This window comes from Streptomyces sp. NBC_00726 (assembly GCF_045161735.1).
Taxonomy (GTDB): domain Bacteria; phylum Actinomycetota; class Actinomycetes; order Streptomycetales; family Streptomycetaceae; genus Streptomyces.
This window is the reverse complement of record NZ_CP108983.1, coordinates 4,221,832-4,235,402: the sequence shown is the minus strand read 5'-3', so window position 1 is coordinate 4,235,402 and position 13,571 is coordinate 4,221,832. Positions and strand designations below refer to the sequence as shown.

General features: G+C 71.9%; 11 protein-coding genes. 1 reads left to right on the top strand and 10 read right to left on the bottom strand.

The genetic code is table 11. The annotated features are described in order from the left end of the window. Nucleotides 1–16: 16 nt before the first annotated feature. The 6 genes from OG338_RS19060 to OG338_RS19035 form a co-directional block, all read right to left on the bottom strand. Nucleotides 17–421, bottom strand: coding sequence for a cytidine deaminase (locus tag OG338_RS19060; RefSeq protein ID WP_405938459.1), 405 nt, complete (start codon nucleotides 419–421; stop codon nucleotides 17–19). Beyond that, nucleotides 418–1,707, bottom strand: coding sequence for an ABC transporter permease (locus tag OG338_RS19055; RefSeq protein WP_405938458.1), 1,290 nt, complete (start codon nucleotides 1,705–1,707; stop codon nucleotides 418–420). Before OG338_RS19055 ends, OG338_RS19060 begins: the two co-directional genes overlap by 4 nt. Beyond that, entirely contained in the window at nucleotides 1,704–2,819 is a 1,116-nt protein-coding gene (locus OG338_RS19050; RefSeq protein WP_405938457.1) for an ABC transporter permease, read from the bottom strand. The genes OG338_RS19055 and OG338_RS19050 overlap by 4 nt, the downstream gene beginning before the upstream one ends. Then, nucleotides 2,816–4,405, bottom strand: coding sequence for an ABC transporter ATP-binding protein (locus OG338_RS19045; RefSeq protein WP_405938456.1), 1,590 nt, complete (start codon nucleotides 4,403–4,405; stop codon nucleotides 2,816–2,818). The genes OG338_RS19050 and OG338_RS19045 overlap by 4 nt, the downstream gene beginning before the upstream one ends. Before the next feature lie 252 nt (nucleotides 4,406–4,657). Then, a complete protein-coding gene (locus OG338_RS19040; protein ID WP_405938455.1) occupies nucleotides 4,658–5,698 on the bottom strand; it encodes a BMP family protein in 1,041 nt (346 codons plus the stop codon). A 149-nt stretch (nucleotides 5,699–5,847) separates the two neighbouring features. Further along, entirely contained in the window at nucleotides 5,848–7,077 is a 1,230-nt protein-coding gene (locus OG338_RS19035) for an amidohydrolase (RefSeq protein ID WP_405940465.1), read from the bottom strand. A 277-nt stretch (nucleotides 7,078–7,354) separates the two neighbouring features. Between OG338_RS19035 and OG338_RS19030 the strand changes: the two genes are divergently transcribed. Further along, nucleotides 7,355–8,620, top strand: a complete 1,266-nt coding sequence (locus OG338_RS19030; protein ID WP_405938454.1) for a M48 family metallopeptidase — start codon at nucleotides 7,355–7,357, stop codon at nucleotides 8,618–8,620. Between the two features lie 35 nt (nucleotides 8,621–8,655). Here OG338_RS19030 and OG338_RS19025 read toward each other — a convergent pair whose 3' ends face one another. Genes OG338_RS19025 through OG338_RS19010 form a run of 4 tightly spaced genes read right to left on the bottom strand, consistent with a single transcriptional unit; the run spans nucleotide 8,656 to nucleotide 13,524 of the window. After that, on the bottom strand, nucleotides 8,656–9,732 hold the full coding sequence (locus OG338_RS19025; RefSeq protein WP_405938453.1) for a hypothetical protein: 1,077 nt from the start codon (nucleotides 9,730–9,732) through the stop codon (nucleotides 8,656–8,658). Nucleotides 9,733–9,743: 11 nt separating this feature from the next. Then, nucleotides 9,744–10,682 (bottom strand): N-acetylneuraminate synthase family protein, encoded by a 939-nt coding sequence (locus OG338_RS19020; protein WP_405938452.1) that lies wholly within the window; start codon nucleotides 10,680–10,682, stop codon nucleotides 9,744–9,746. An 11-nt stretch (nucleotides 10,683–10,693) separates the two neighbouring features. Then, nucleotides 10,694–12,127: a cytidylyltransferase domain-containing protein gene (locus OG338_RS19015; protein ID WP_405938451.1), complete on the bottom strand. Its 1,434-nt coding sequence runs from the start codon at nucleotides 12,125–12,127 to the stop codon at nucleotides 10,694–10,696. A gap of 47 nt (nucleotides 12,128–12,174) precedes the next feature. Next, nucleotides 12,175–13,524, bottom strand: coding sequence for a DUF6716 putative glycosyltransferase (locus tag OG338_RS19010; RefSeq protein WP_405938450.1), 1,350 nt, complete (start codon nucleotides 13,522–13,524; stop codon nucleotides 12,175–12,177). Nucleotides 13,525–13,571 lie beyond the last annotated feature (47 nt).

The window sequence follows — 13,571 nt, the reverse complement described above, 5'->3', positions numbered from 1 at the left end:
CGCCCGGCGGAAGGCTTCAGTCCAGGTGTGCCGGGCCGAATGCCTGGGGCAGCATCTCGTCCAGAGTGCGGAAGCCGTCCGGGGTCTCCAGGATCAGCTCCGGTCCGCCGAACTCGTACAGCAGCTGCCGGCAGCGGCCGCACGGGACCAGGCTCTCGCCCGCCCCGTCCACGCAGGTGAAGTGGGTCAGCCGGCCGCCGCCCGTGGCGTGCAGCTGGGAGACCAGGCCGCATTCGGCGCAGAGCCCGATGCCGTACGAGGCGTTCTCGACGTTGCAGCCGGTGATCGTACGGCCGTCGTCGACACGGGCGGCGACGCCGACCGGGTAGCCGGAGTACGGGGCGTACGCCCGGGACATGGCGTCCCGGGCCGCGGCCCGCAGGGCTTCCCAGTCGGCCTCGGTGAAGGGCGGGGGCGTCACTTGCCCTGGCCCTTGCGGTAGCGCATGCCGTCCGCCTTCGGCATCCGCAGCCGCTGCGCGGAGAGCGAGAGGACGAGCAGCGTGACGATGTACGGGGTGGCGCTGACGAACTCCGTGGGCACGCTGTCCGTACCGAGGTACCAGACCAGGACCACGGCCGCGATGACCGCGCTGACGACGCCCTGCGTCCAGCTCTTGCGGTAGAGCTTCCACGCGGCGATACCGACGAGCACCACGAACAGCAGCAGGAGCAGCGCGTGGACGGACTCGCCGCCGTTGCGCAGCTGGAGCGCGTCGGCGAAGCCGAACAGGCCCGCGCCCATGGCGAGTCCGCCGGGGCGCCAATTGCCGAAGATCATCGCGGCGAGACCGATGTAACCGCGTCCGCCGGTCTGGCCCTCGTTGTAGATGTGCGAGGTGACCAGGGAGAGGAAGGCGCCGCCGAGCCCGGCGAGCCCGCCGGAGACGATCACCGCGATGTACTTGTACGTGTAGACGTTGACGCCGAGCGATTCGGCGGCGACCGGGTTCTCGCCGCAGGAGCGCAGCCGCAGGCCGAACGCGCTCTTCCAGAGGACGAAGAAGGTCCCGACGAAGAGGACGACGGCGAGGATCGTCAGCAGCGAGAGGTTGGTGACGAGGCCGCCGAGGATGCCGGCCAGGTCGGAGACGAAGAACCAGTGGTGCTTCTCGATGGAGTGGAGTCCGTCGGAGAGGCCGGGGATCGTCACCGAGGTGATCGCGTCGGCAGGCGGGGACTGCTTCGGGGAGCCGCCCGCGGCCGCCGCGTCGCCGGTGTTGAACCACAGTTTGGCGAAGTAGGTGGTGAAGCCGAGCGCCAGGATGTTGATCGCGATGCCGGAGATGATGTGGTCGACGCCGAAGGTGATGGTCGCGACCGCGTGCAGCAGGCCGCCGAGCATGCCGCCGACGACACCGGCGAGGACGCCCAGCCAGGGGCTGGTCTGCCAGCCGGCCCAGGCGCCGAAGAAGGTGCCGAGGATCATCATGCCTTCGAGGCCGATGTTGACCACGCCGGCCCGTTCGGACCAGAGGCCGCCGAGACCGGCGAGGCCGATCGGCACGGCCATGGCGAGCGCGGCGCTGATCTGGCCCGCCGAGGTGACGTCCTGGGCGCCGGTGATGGCGCGGACGGCGGACAGCGCGAGCAGGACGCCCGCGATGATCAGCAGGACGACGGGGAAGGACAGGCGGGAACGCCCGCTCTTGCCGCCGGAGACCTTGGGGGCCGCCGGGGGCGGGGTGGAAGTCGCCGTGACGGTCACGCCGACACCTCCTGCTGGTCGGAGTTACGGGCGGCCTGTGCGGCGAGTTCCGCGCCGACCTTGCTCTGCTGGCGCTTGAGTCCGTAGCGGCGGACGACTTCGTACGCGATGACGACGCACAGGACGATGACGCCCTGGATCACGCCGACGATCTCCTTGTCGTACCCCTCGAACTCCAGCTTTCCGGTGCCGCGCTCCAGGAAGCCCCAGAGCAGCGCGCCGAGCGCGATGCCGATGGGGTGGTTGCGGCCGAGGAGGGCGATGGCGATACCGGTGAAGCCGATGCCGACCGGGAAGTCGCCGCTGAACTCGTGGCTGTCGTTGAGCAGCGTCGGCATGCCGATGAGGCCGGCGACGGCGCCCGAGATGAGCATCGAGGTGATGACCATGCGGCGGACGTTGACCCCGCTGGCCTCGGCGGCGGAGCCGGACTGGCCGACCGTGCGCAGGTCGAAGCCGAAGCGCGTACGGGAGAGGGTGAACCAGTACGCGATGCCGGCGGCGACGGCGACGACGATGAAGCCCCAGATCGGCGTCGGCTCGGTCGGGAACTCGAAGAAGTGCGAGGACTCCGGGAGCGGCTTGGTGGAGATCTTGGTGCCGGCCTCGTCCAGGTGGCCGAGGCGGTTCTGCTGGAGCAGATAGCCGATGACCGCGGTCGCGATGGAGTTCAGCATGATGGTCGAGACGACCTCGCTGACGCCCCGGGTGACCTTGAGCAGACCGGCGATGCCGGCCCACATGGCGCCGACGATCATCGCGGTGAGGATGATCAGCGGGATCTGGAGGGCGCCGGGCAGGGTCAGCGCGCCGCCGAGCGCGGCGGCGAAGAAGGCGGCCAGGCGGTACTGCCCGTCGACGCCGATGTTGAAGAGGTTCATCCGGAAGCCGACGGCCACCGCGAGACCCGCGAGGTAGTACGTCGTCGCCTTGTTGAGGATGTAGACCTGGCTGTCCGACTTCAGGCCGTAGTCGAACATGATGCCGAAGGCGCTGAACGGCTCCTTGCCGGTGGCGGCGAGCACGAGCGCCGTCACCAGGAAGGCGACCACGATCGCGAGTACGGGGGCCGCGATCCCCAGGAGCAGCCGCTCCTTGTCGATCTTCTTCATCGGTTCTCTTCCCCTTCGCGGGGGTCGGTGTCGTCGTCCGTGGCGGGCGCGGCGGACGCCTCGCCCTCCTCCGGCGCTTCCAGGTGGCCGCTGGCCGCGCCGGTCATCGCCGAGCCCAGCTCCTCGGGGGTGATGTCCGCGGGGTCGGCGTCCGCGACCAGGCGGCCGCGGTACATGACGCGCAGGGTGTCGGAGAGCCCGATCAGCTCGTCCAGGTCGGCGGAGATCAGCAGGACCGCCAGGCCCTCGCTGCGCGCCTCGCGGATCTGGTCCCAGATCTGGGCCTGGGCGCCGACGTCCACGCCCCGGGTGGGGTGCGCGGCGATCAGCAGCTTGGGCTTGTGGCTCATCTCGCGGCCGACGATCAGCTTCTGCTGGTTGCCGCCGGAGAGGGAGGCCGCGGTGACGTCGATCCCGGGGGTGCGGACGTCGTACTCGCGCACGATGCGCTCGGTGTCGGTGCGGGCGGCCTTGATGTCGAGGAAGACGCCCCGGCTGTTGGGCCGCTCGGTGACATGGCCGAGGATGCGGTTCTCCCAGAGCGGGGCCTCCAGGAGGAGGCCGTGCCGGTGGCGGTCCTCGGGGATGACGCCCATGCCGCCCTCGCGACGCCTGCGGGTCGGGGTGCGGGAGATGTCCGCGCCGTCCAGCGTGAGGACGCCCGCGTCCGGGTTGCGCATGCCCATGATCGCGTCGACCAGTTCGGACTGGCCGTTGCCCTCCACGCCGGCGATGCCCAGGACCTCGCCCTTGTGGATGGTGAAGGTGATGCCGTCGAGCACGGCGCGCACGGCGCCGTCCGGGTCGGTCGCGGTGAGCCGCAGGCCGTCCACGGTGAGCATGGGTGTGTCGGTGACCGTGGACTCGCGGGTCTCCGGGGAGGGGAGTTCGCTGCCGACCATGAGCTCGGCGAGCTGCTTGGTCGTGGTGTTGCGGGGGTCGGCGGTGCCCACGGTGGTGCCGCGCCGGATGACCGTGATCTCGTCGGCGACCGAGAGGACCTCGCCCAGCTTGTGCGAAATGAAGATGACGGTCAGGCCCTCGGCCTTGAGCTCCCGCAGGTTGTCGAAGAGCGCGTCGACCTCCTGGGGGACGAGGACCGCGGTCGGCTCGTCCAGGATCAGGGTGCGGGCGCCCCGGTAGAGGACCTTGAGGATCTCCACGCGCTGCCGGTCGGCGACCCCGAGGTCCTCGACCATGGCGTCCGGGCGGACGCCGAGACCGTACGCCTCGGAGATCTCCCGGATCTTGGCGCGGGCCCGGTCCCCGATGCCGTACAGCTTCTCGGAGCCGAGGACGACGTTCTCCAGGACGGTGAGGTAGTCGGCGAGCATGAAGTGCTGGTGCACCATGCCGATGCCGCGGTCGATGGCGTCGCCCGGGTTGGCGAACACGGCCTGTTCGCCGTCGATCGCGATGGTGCCCTCGTCCGGCTTCTGCATGCCGTAAAGGATCTTCATCAGGGTGGACTTGCCGGCGCCGTTCTCGCCGACGAGGGCGTGGACGGTGCCGCGGCGCACGGTGATGTCGATGTCGTGGTTGGCCACGACCCCGGGGAACCGCTTGGTGATACCGCGGAGCTCCACGGCGTTGGGACTGCTGGACGCGTTGATGGCGCACTCTCCTTGGCAGGAGCGGAGGGCGGGGGCGGTGAGGACGGGAGGCGGGGGGTGGAAAACGTATCGCGCCCGGCCGGTTCCAGTCCCGACGCTACGCGCGTAGCGTCGCCGAATCGTTGGCCACCTGATCACAGGTGGCCGCCACCCCGCCGGGGGTACGTGAATCGGGGCCCGGAACGGGCGGCCGAAGCCGCTCGCCGGGCCCCGATCGACGGTGGATCAGGTCGTGGTCTTGACCGTGATGGTGCCGTCGACGATCTTCTTCTTGGCCTCGTCCAGCTGGGTCTGGATGTCCTTGAGGTGGTCACCCGTGGGGGTCAGGCTGACGCCGCCCTTGGCCAGCGAGTAGGTCTGCGTGCCGGTGATCGGCTTGCCGTCCTTGACCGACTTGACCAGGTCGTAGACGCCGGAGTCGACGTTCTTGACGACCGAGGTCAGGATCGTGTCGGCGTACTTCGACAGGGCCGGGTCCTTGGCCTGGTCGGAGTCGACGCCGATGGACCAGGCGCCCTTCTTGCCGGCGACGGCCTCGATCGAACCGGCGCCGGAGCCGCCCGCGGCGGCGAAGATGACGTCGATGCCCTTGTCGAGCATGCCCTTGGCGGCGGCCTTGCCCTTGTCGGGGCTGCCGAAGCCGGAGAGGTCCGAGCCGGTGGACAGGTACTGGATCTGCACCGTGGCCTTCGGCTTGGTGTCCAGGACGCCCTGGCGGAAGCCGGCCGCGAACTTCTTGATCAGCGGGAGGTCGACGCCGCCGATGAAGCCGATCTTGTCGTCCTTGGACTTCAGCGCCGCCGCGACACCGGCGAGGTACGAGCCCTGCTCCTCGGTGAAGACGATGTTGGCGACGTTCTTCGCGTCGGAGACCGAGTCGACCAGGCCGAAGCTGACCTTCGGGTACTTGGGCGCGATCTTGTCGACCGCCTCCTTGTACGCGAAGCCGATCGCGATGACCGGGTTGTAGCCGCCCTCGGCGAGCGACTGGAGGCGCTGGTCGCGGTCGGCCGAGCTCTCACCGGTCTTGGCGGTGAGCTCCTTCGTCTCGGCGCCGAACTCGGCCTTGGCCTTGTCCAGGCCGCGCGCGGCGGAGTCGTTGAACGAGTTGTCGCCACGGCCGCCGACGTCGTAGGCCATGCCGATCTTCATCTTGCCGTCGTCCGAGCCGCTGCTCTCGTCGGACGACTCGCCGCACGCGGTGGCGGTGAGAGCGAGGGCCGCGGTGACGGCGATCGCGGCGCTGAACTTGGATACCCGGCGCAAGGGAAGGCTCCTTCAAACCTGACCGAAGCGCCTCTTCCGGCGCTGGTTTCGCCGCGATCGTAACGCGCGTAGATGTCAGATAAAGACCTGTACGGAAGCCGTTATCGGATCGTCGCGAACGCGCGCCGAACCCGGGGCGACGTGTCCGGTTACAGGTGGTTGACGTGGAGCAACGCGGAGGCGGTGAAGAGTTCGACGCCGACCGTGATCGCTTCCTCGTCGGCGTCGAAATTGCCCCGGTGGAGGTCGAGCCCGCGCGTGTCGCCGGGGGTGCGGACGCCCAGCCGCGCCATGGCGCCCGGGACGTGCTCCAGGTACCAGGAGAAGTCCTCGCCGCCGAGGCTCTGCTCGGTGTCCTCGATGGCGTACGGTCCCCGGCGCGCGGCCATCGCACCGGCCAGCAGGTCGGTCGCGGCGGCCTCGTTGACGACGGGCGGGACACCCCGGACGTAGTTGATCACCGTCTTGGCCCGGTGCATTCCGGCCACCTCGTCGATCGCGGCGTGCACCAGGTCCGGCGCCTCGCGCCACGCCTTGAGGTCCAGGCAGCGGACCGTGCCGGAGAGCTCCGCGTGCTGCGGGATGACATTGCAGGCGTGGCCCGTCTCCAGGCGCCCCCAGGTCAGGGCGAGCCCGGCCCGCGCGTCGACCCGGCGGGCCAGCAGGGCGGGCACCTCGGTGGCGACCTTGGCGGCGGCGGTGACCAGGTCCGTGGTGAGGTGCGGGCGGGCGGTGTGGCCGCCGGGTCCGTCCAGGGAGAGTTCGAGGCGGTCGCAGGCGGAGGTGATCGCGCCGACCCGGAGCCCGATCCGGCCGACGTCCACCTTCGGGTCGCAGTGGACGCCGATGATCCGGCCGACGCCGTCGAGGACGCCGGACTCGATCGCCTCGGGCGCCCCGCCGGGCAGCACCTCCTCGGCCGGCTGGAAGATCAGCCGCACCGGGTTGGGCAGCAGCCCCTGCCGGTCCAGCTCGGCGAGCACGATCCCGGCGCCGAGCACGGTGGTGGTGTGGATGTCGTGCCCGCAGGCGTGCGCCCGGTCGGGCACGGTGGAGCGGTAGGGCACGCCGCTCTTGGTGTCCGGGATGGGCAGCGCGTCGATGTCGGCCCGGAGCGCGAGCATCGGCCGCGTGTCCTCCCCGCGCGTCCCGACGTCACACATGAGCCCGGTCCCGGAGGCGAGCACCTTCGGCGCGAGCCCGGCCTGCTCCAGCCGGGCCTTGATCGCCGCGGTGGTGCGGAACTCCTGGTTGCCCAGCTCGGGGTGCATGTGGAGGTCCCTGCGGAAGGCGATCAGCTCGGCGCGCAGGGCGTCGGGCAGCGCGCCGGGCAGGTTCTCGCCCTGGGAGGGACCGGCTTCGGACTCGGGGCAGATCAACTGGCTCACCTGTTGAAGGGTAAGGCCCTTCCCTCCTCAACTGACCATGAAACAAGAAAACTTCAGCCACACAGGCGAATGTTTGGCCGCGTCTCGGCGTGTGGGACGTACGCGGGATGGGTAAACTGCCGCGCTCGTTTCCCGGTGGAACCCGGCTCAATCGCCTGTACGGCCACCCGGGCCGCGGCCTACTGTGCGGTCGCGGACTCGCACATGCGTCCGACATGTATCTGAGCGGTCTCCGGTCCGGAGCCGTGGGACGAGGGGGGCCTCGGCAGTGCTCGACGCGGTGGAACAGCGCATTCAGTGCCCGGAGTGCGGGGCGGAGATCCGGACGCACCACGGGTTCGTGCGGTGGTGCGCCGGCTGCGACTGGAATGTGGACCCGGGGCAGCCGGAGGAACCGGCCGGCCGGCTGGACGTGCTGCGGCGCAGGCTCGCACAGCGGCACGGCGAGGCGCCGCTGACCGAGGTGACGACGGGCGAGGCGCCGCGGCCCCGGCGCGACACGGCCGGGGTCCTGGCCCTGGCCCTCGCGGTGGCCGTGCACGGGGTGACGGCGGCGCTGGTCGTCGGCGGGGTGCTGCTGGTGGTGCTCGGCTGGGGTGGGGCGTTGCCGGTCATCGGCGCGGTCTGCCTGATCGTCGCCCTCGTCCTGCGGCCGCGCTTCGGCAAGCTCCCCGACGATGCCCCGGTCCTGCTGCGCGCCGACGCGCCGGAGCTGTTCTCGCTGGTCGACGAGGTCGCCGCCGTGGTGGGGACCCGGGGCGTGGACGCCGTCGTGGTCGACGGCGAGTTCAACGCGAGCGTGTCCACGTACGGCATCCGGCAGCGCCGGGTGCTGACCCTGGGGCTCGGCCTCTGGGAGGTCCTCACGCCCGGTCAGCGCCTCGCGCTGCTGGGTCATGAACTCGGCCACTACGCCAACGGGGACTCTCGGCACGGATTCGTGACCGGGAACGCGCTCCGGTCACTGGACGCCTGGGTCTATCTGCTCGGCCGGACCGAACAGCCCACGCCCGGGGAGGCCGTGCTCAACGGAGTGCTTCTGCTGCCGCGCTGTGCGGTGACCGGAGTCCTGCTCCTGCTGGACCGGCTGACGCTGCGGGCCACGCAGCGCGCGGAGTACCTGGCCGACGACAGTGCCGCGCGATGCGGTTCCACCGAGGCCGCCACCGGTCTGATGGACCGCCTGCTGATCGCGGACTCGGCGGCCGTCGTGCTGCTGCGGGAGTCCAACTCCGCGCAGACGGTCCGCCGCACGGACGCCCGGGATGCCTGGCGAGGTCTGTGGGACCGGCTGGCCGCGCACCTGGACACCGTGCCGGAGAGCGAGCGCGAACGGCTGCGCAGGGCCGGGGCCCGTCGCGGGCACAGCGTCGACGCCACCCATCCGCCGACCCATCTGCGCCGGGCCCGTCTCCTCGCCTCGTCCCCGGTGCCGGCGGCGGTCACCACGGACGCGGCGCGCGAGGCGGCCCTGGGCGAGGAGCTGGCGGGGGCCCGGGAGCGCGTGGCCCGGCAGATCCTGAACGGCCGCTGAGCCCTCCGGGCTCCAGGCTCCGCGTCCTTTGGGCGTCACGCCTCCCCCGTCACCGCCGTAACCGCCGTCACCGCCGTGACCCGCCACGGTGCCAGGCGGTGGACGTCGCGGGCGGTCTCCGTGACGCCGCTCAGGAAGCCCTGGGCGCGCGGGGACGCCGTCTCGTGGAGCCATTCCGGGGCGATGTCGCAGACCGCGACCTTCACCTCGGTGCCGGACAGGGCGAGGGGCAGGGTGTGGACCACGGTGGACGGGAAGCTCAGGACCGTACGGCCGATGGGGCCGCGGCGGGCGATGAGCTCCAGGGGGAGGTCGGGGCGGACGATCTCCAGGCCGGTGGCCGCCTCCAGGGCGTGCAGCTTCTCGGTGGATTCACGGCGGTGCGCGAAGTAGCGGGTGGCGCCGTGCGTACGGGCGAGGGCGGCGACCGCCTCCAGATAGCGGGCCCGGTCCACCACGCCCGTCTCGACCAGTGAGGTGCCGACCAGGTCCGCGCCCTTGGTGAGCGAGGGCGGGCCGAAGCGGGACCGGGTCCAGGAGAAGGTGTTGGGGATCAGGGTGACGCCCGGCGGCGGGATCACTGGCATGGCGGTGAACAGCTCGACCTCCCGCGCCGCCGACGGGGTGAACCTGCGCCGCGCGGTGGACGTCACCGGGGCGAGGGCCAGGCCGCGCGGGTCGAAGCCGCCGCGCCGGTGCCAGCGCACCAGGCGCTCGCCCCGGGTGAGCTGGGCGACGAACTCCATGGTCGCGGTGCCGTCGTCCACCACGGTGAGGCGGCGGGGGCGTACGAGCGACAGCAGCAGCTGCACGTAACGCGAGAACGGGTCTCCGATGACGATGTGGTCGGCGTTGCGGACGAGCCGGGTGAGGGCGCGCAGCGACTTCAGGGGGGTGCCCGAGTCGCCGCGCGCCTCCTGCCAGCGCACGGTCATGCCCTCGTCGCGGGCCAGCTCCGCCATCCGGCGCAGCTGACCGCGCGACATCGGGTCGACCGGGGGGAGGACGACGACGGTGACGTCCGTGAGGACGCGCCCGCCGCCTCCCTCGGTGACGGCCCACTCCAGGACGTTCAGGAGCTGGACCGGGCTCTCGACGAAGGCGAGGTTCACCGGCCGGCCCGTCAGACCGCGACCGGCTCGGCGGCGGCCGGGGCCGCCGCGTCGCTCTCCGCCACGACGCCCGGGACCCGGCGGAGCTTCTTCATCGGGCCGAGCTCGGACTCGTACACCTTCTTGACGCCGTCGCCGAGGCTCGCCTCGATGGTGCGGATGTCGCGGACCAGGCGGGACAGGCCCTGCGGTTCGACGGACGCGGCCTGGTCGGAGCCCCACATGGCGCGGTCCAGGGTGATGTGGCGCTCCACGAACGCGGCGCCGAGGGCGACGGCGGCGAGGGTGGTCTGGAGGCCGGTCTCGTGGCCGCTGTAGCCGATCGGGACGTTGGGGTACTCCTGCTGGAGGGTGTTGATGACCCGCAGGTTCAGTTCCTCGGCCTTCGCCGGGTACGTGGAGGTGGCGTGGCAGAGCAGGATGTTGTCGGAGCCCAGCACCTCGACGGCGTGCCGGATCTGGCGCGGGGTCGACATGCCGGTGGACAGGATCACCGTGCGGCCGGTGGCGCGCAGGGTGCGCAGCAGCTCGTCGTCGGTGAGCGAGGCGGAGGCCACCTTGTGGGCGGGGACGTCGAACTTCTCCAGGAAGGCGACGGCCTCGGTGTCCCACGGGGATGCGAACCAGTCGATGCCGCGCTCGGCGCAGTGCTCGGAGATGGCCCGGTACTCGGTCTCGCCGAACTCGACGCGGTGCCGGTAGTCGATGTACGTCATGCGGCCCCAGGGGGTGTCGCGCTCGATGTCCCACTGGTCGCGCGGGGTGCAGATCTCCGGGGTGCGCTTCTGGAACTTGACGGCGTCGCAGCCGGCTTCGGCGGCCACGTCGATCAGCGCGAGGGCGTTGTCGAGGTCGCCGTTGTGGTTGATGCCGATCTCGCCGGTGATGTAGACGGGGTTGCCGGGTCCGGCGGTGCGGTTGCCGAGGGTGCGCAGGCGGGAGGTGCTCATGAGGGTGTTCCTTACTGGGTGGGGACTGAGGTGGGGACTGAGGTGGGGACTGAGGTGGGGGCTGTGCTGAGGGTGGGGCCCAGGAGCCAGGCCGCGATCTCGCGGATGGCGCCGGAGCCGCCGGGGGTGGTCGTCACGGCGCGCGCCGCTGCGCGCACCGAGTCGTGGGCGCTCGCGACGGCCACGGGCCAGCCGGCGAGCGCGAAGCAGGGGAGGTCGTTGACGTCGTTGCCGACGTACATGACGCGTTCGGGTGCGAGGGACTGCTCGTCGCACCACTGCTTGAGCGCGAGGTCCTTGCGGTCGACGCCGTGCAGCACGGGCACCCGCAGCTTGTGGGCGCGGGCGGCGACGACGGGGTTCTGTTCGGTGGACAGGATCAGCAGCGGCACGCCCGCCTTGCGGAGGGCGGCGATGCCGAGCCCGTCGCCCCGGTGCACGGCGACGGTCTCGCGTCCGTCGGAGTCCACGAGGACCCGGTCGTCGGTCTGGGTGCCGTCGAAGTCGAGGACCACGGCGTCGATGTCGTCCAGGGTGGGCAGCGGGGCCGGGTCTGGACCGTGTCCACGAAGTCCCGTCGTACGCCCGAAGGGCGTGGCCTGCGGCGTCTGGTGCGTGCTCTCGGCGTGCCGGCCGACATCCCTCGTACTGGATGTACTAGGGATTTCGGCCGGTGCGGCGAGAGTGCGTGCCAGGCGTCGCGGGCCAGACGGGACTTCGTGGACACGGTCCAGGAGCGGGGCGAGCGCGCGGGCGCGGGCCAGGTCGTGGGGGTCGTCGATCTCCAGGACGCGCGCGGGGTCGGTGCGGACCAGCGCGGTGTGGCCGAAGAAGCGGTGGCGGTGGGTGCGGAAGCCGGCGGCGTCCATGGCGTAGGCGGCGCCCGTTTCGAGCAGGTCCTCGGGGCGGTCCTGGCGGCGCGGGCGGACCCGCTTGTCGTGGTTGACGCCGTAGTTGTGGTCCTCGACCGCGGTGCCGTCGCGCCACAGGAAGCCGTGGAAGGGGGCGACGGTGACGGCGGTGTCGGCGCCCTCGCGGGCGACGGCGGCGGCGACCCCGTCGATGTCCTCGCGGGTGACGAAGGGGCTGGTGCACTGGACGAGCAGGACGACGTCGGCGGTACGCCCCCGCAGCGCCTCGTAGGCGTCGAGCGCGTGCAGCACGGCGGCCTCGCTGGTCGCGGTGTCGCCCGCGATCTCCTCGGGACGCTGTACGCAGTGCAGCCGGCCGCTCTCGCCGAGGGCTCCGGCCGCCGCGCGGGCGGCCTCGGCGACGGCGGGCGCGTCGGTCGTCACCACGACGTCGGTGACCTCGCCGGAGGCCAGGCAGGCGTTGACGGCGCGGGCGACGAGCGGGACGCCGCCGACCCGGGCGAGGTTCTTGGCGGGTACGCCCTTGGAGCCGCCGCGTGCGGGGATGACGGCGAGCACGGTGGGTCGGTTCATCGGTGCTCCAGTAGGTGACGTGGCAGTGGTGTTCACAGCTCGCGTATTCACAGCTCCCCCAGCCGGCGGACGACCGGCGCGACGCGCTGGACGCCGTGCCGGTACGCCCCCCGGGCCGCGTCCCGGACCGCCTCGCGCACCGCCGTCCTGACCCGGCCGGCCTCGCGGGGCGCGGCGGCGCCGGGCAGCGGGTGGCCGTCGGGGGCGAGGTGGTGGCGGGCGAGGATGCCGGGGAGGTAGCCGGGGGCGGTGGCGGGCGTGTAGTAGGGCGCCGGGTCGGGCAGCCGGCCCCCGGCCAGCAGTGCGGTGACCCGGGTCCGGGCGGTGTCGTACGCCGTGGGGTAGCTGCCGTCGGCGGCGACGCCCTGGCCGGCCAGCCACTCCGGGTCGGGTTCCGGGTGTCCGCCGCCGTCCAGGTGGTCGAAGGAGGTGAGCAGTCCGGAGCCGGTGAAGTGGTGGTTGCCGAGGGTTTCGCGCACCCCGAGGTCGGTGAGGACGGCGGTGGGGATGCGGCGGTGCAGGGACTCCAGGGCGGCCGTGGAGGACACGGTGACGAGGAGGTCGGTGCGGTCCAGGACCTCGCCCATGTGCCCGTACACCAGGCGGAAGTTGGGCGGGAGGCCGCCGGGCAGCCGCTCGGCGAGCCGCTGGTAGGGGTGCTCCTCGATGTGCGTGGTGTGCTCACCGGGCCTGGAGCGCAGCTTCAGCAGGACTTCGCGGCCGGGGTGCAACCGGGCGTGCTCGACGAGGCGCCGCAGCAGGTAGGTCCGGTCGGCGCGGTTCTCCGGTACGGAGGGCTGGGCGGCGAACACCAGGGTGTCGCGGCCGGGTTCGGGGCGGTACGGCTCGCCGCCGAGGAACGGGAGGGCGGCCTCGGTGACGGCCGAGGCATCGGCGCCCACTCCCTCGTACACCGCGCGGAAACGCCGCGCGTCGTGGCGGGAGTTGGCGAGGACGATGTCGGCGCCGTGGCGCAGCAGCAGCCCGTCGGTGAGCTTCTCGTAGACGACGCCGACGTAGCCGGTGACGAGGACGGGCCTCGTGGGCAGCCGGAGCGCCGCGATGCCGTGCAGCATGGCCTGGACGGCGCCGCCGACGAGGGCGAGGACGACGACGTCGTATCCCTCGTCCCGTACGGCGTGCAGGAATTCGACGGCGGTGACCTCGCGCACCCGGTCGGCGGGGATTCCCACGTCGCCGACCTCGGCGAGCTGGCGGGGGGTCGGGGTCGCCCGGCCGCGCAGCAGCAGTCCGCTGATCTCGGCCCGCTGCGCGGGTGCCCCGGACACGGGGGCGGTGAGGCGGTGCGCGGTGAGCGCGCCCCATTTCCACCGGGTGTCGGAGTCGGCGATCACGGCTGCCCTGAGGGCGGTCGTCTTTTCGGTACGTCGTGGCACGTCTTCGAATTTAGGAAGGCATTCGGATTCGCGGCCCAACGTGACGG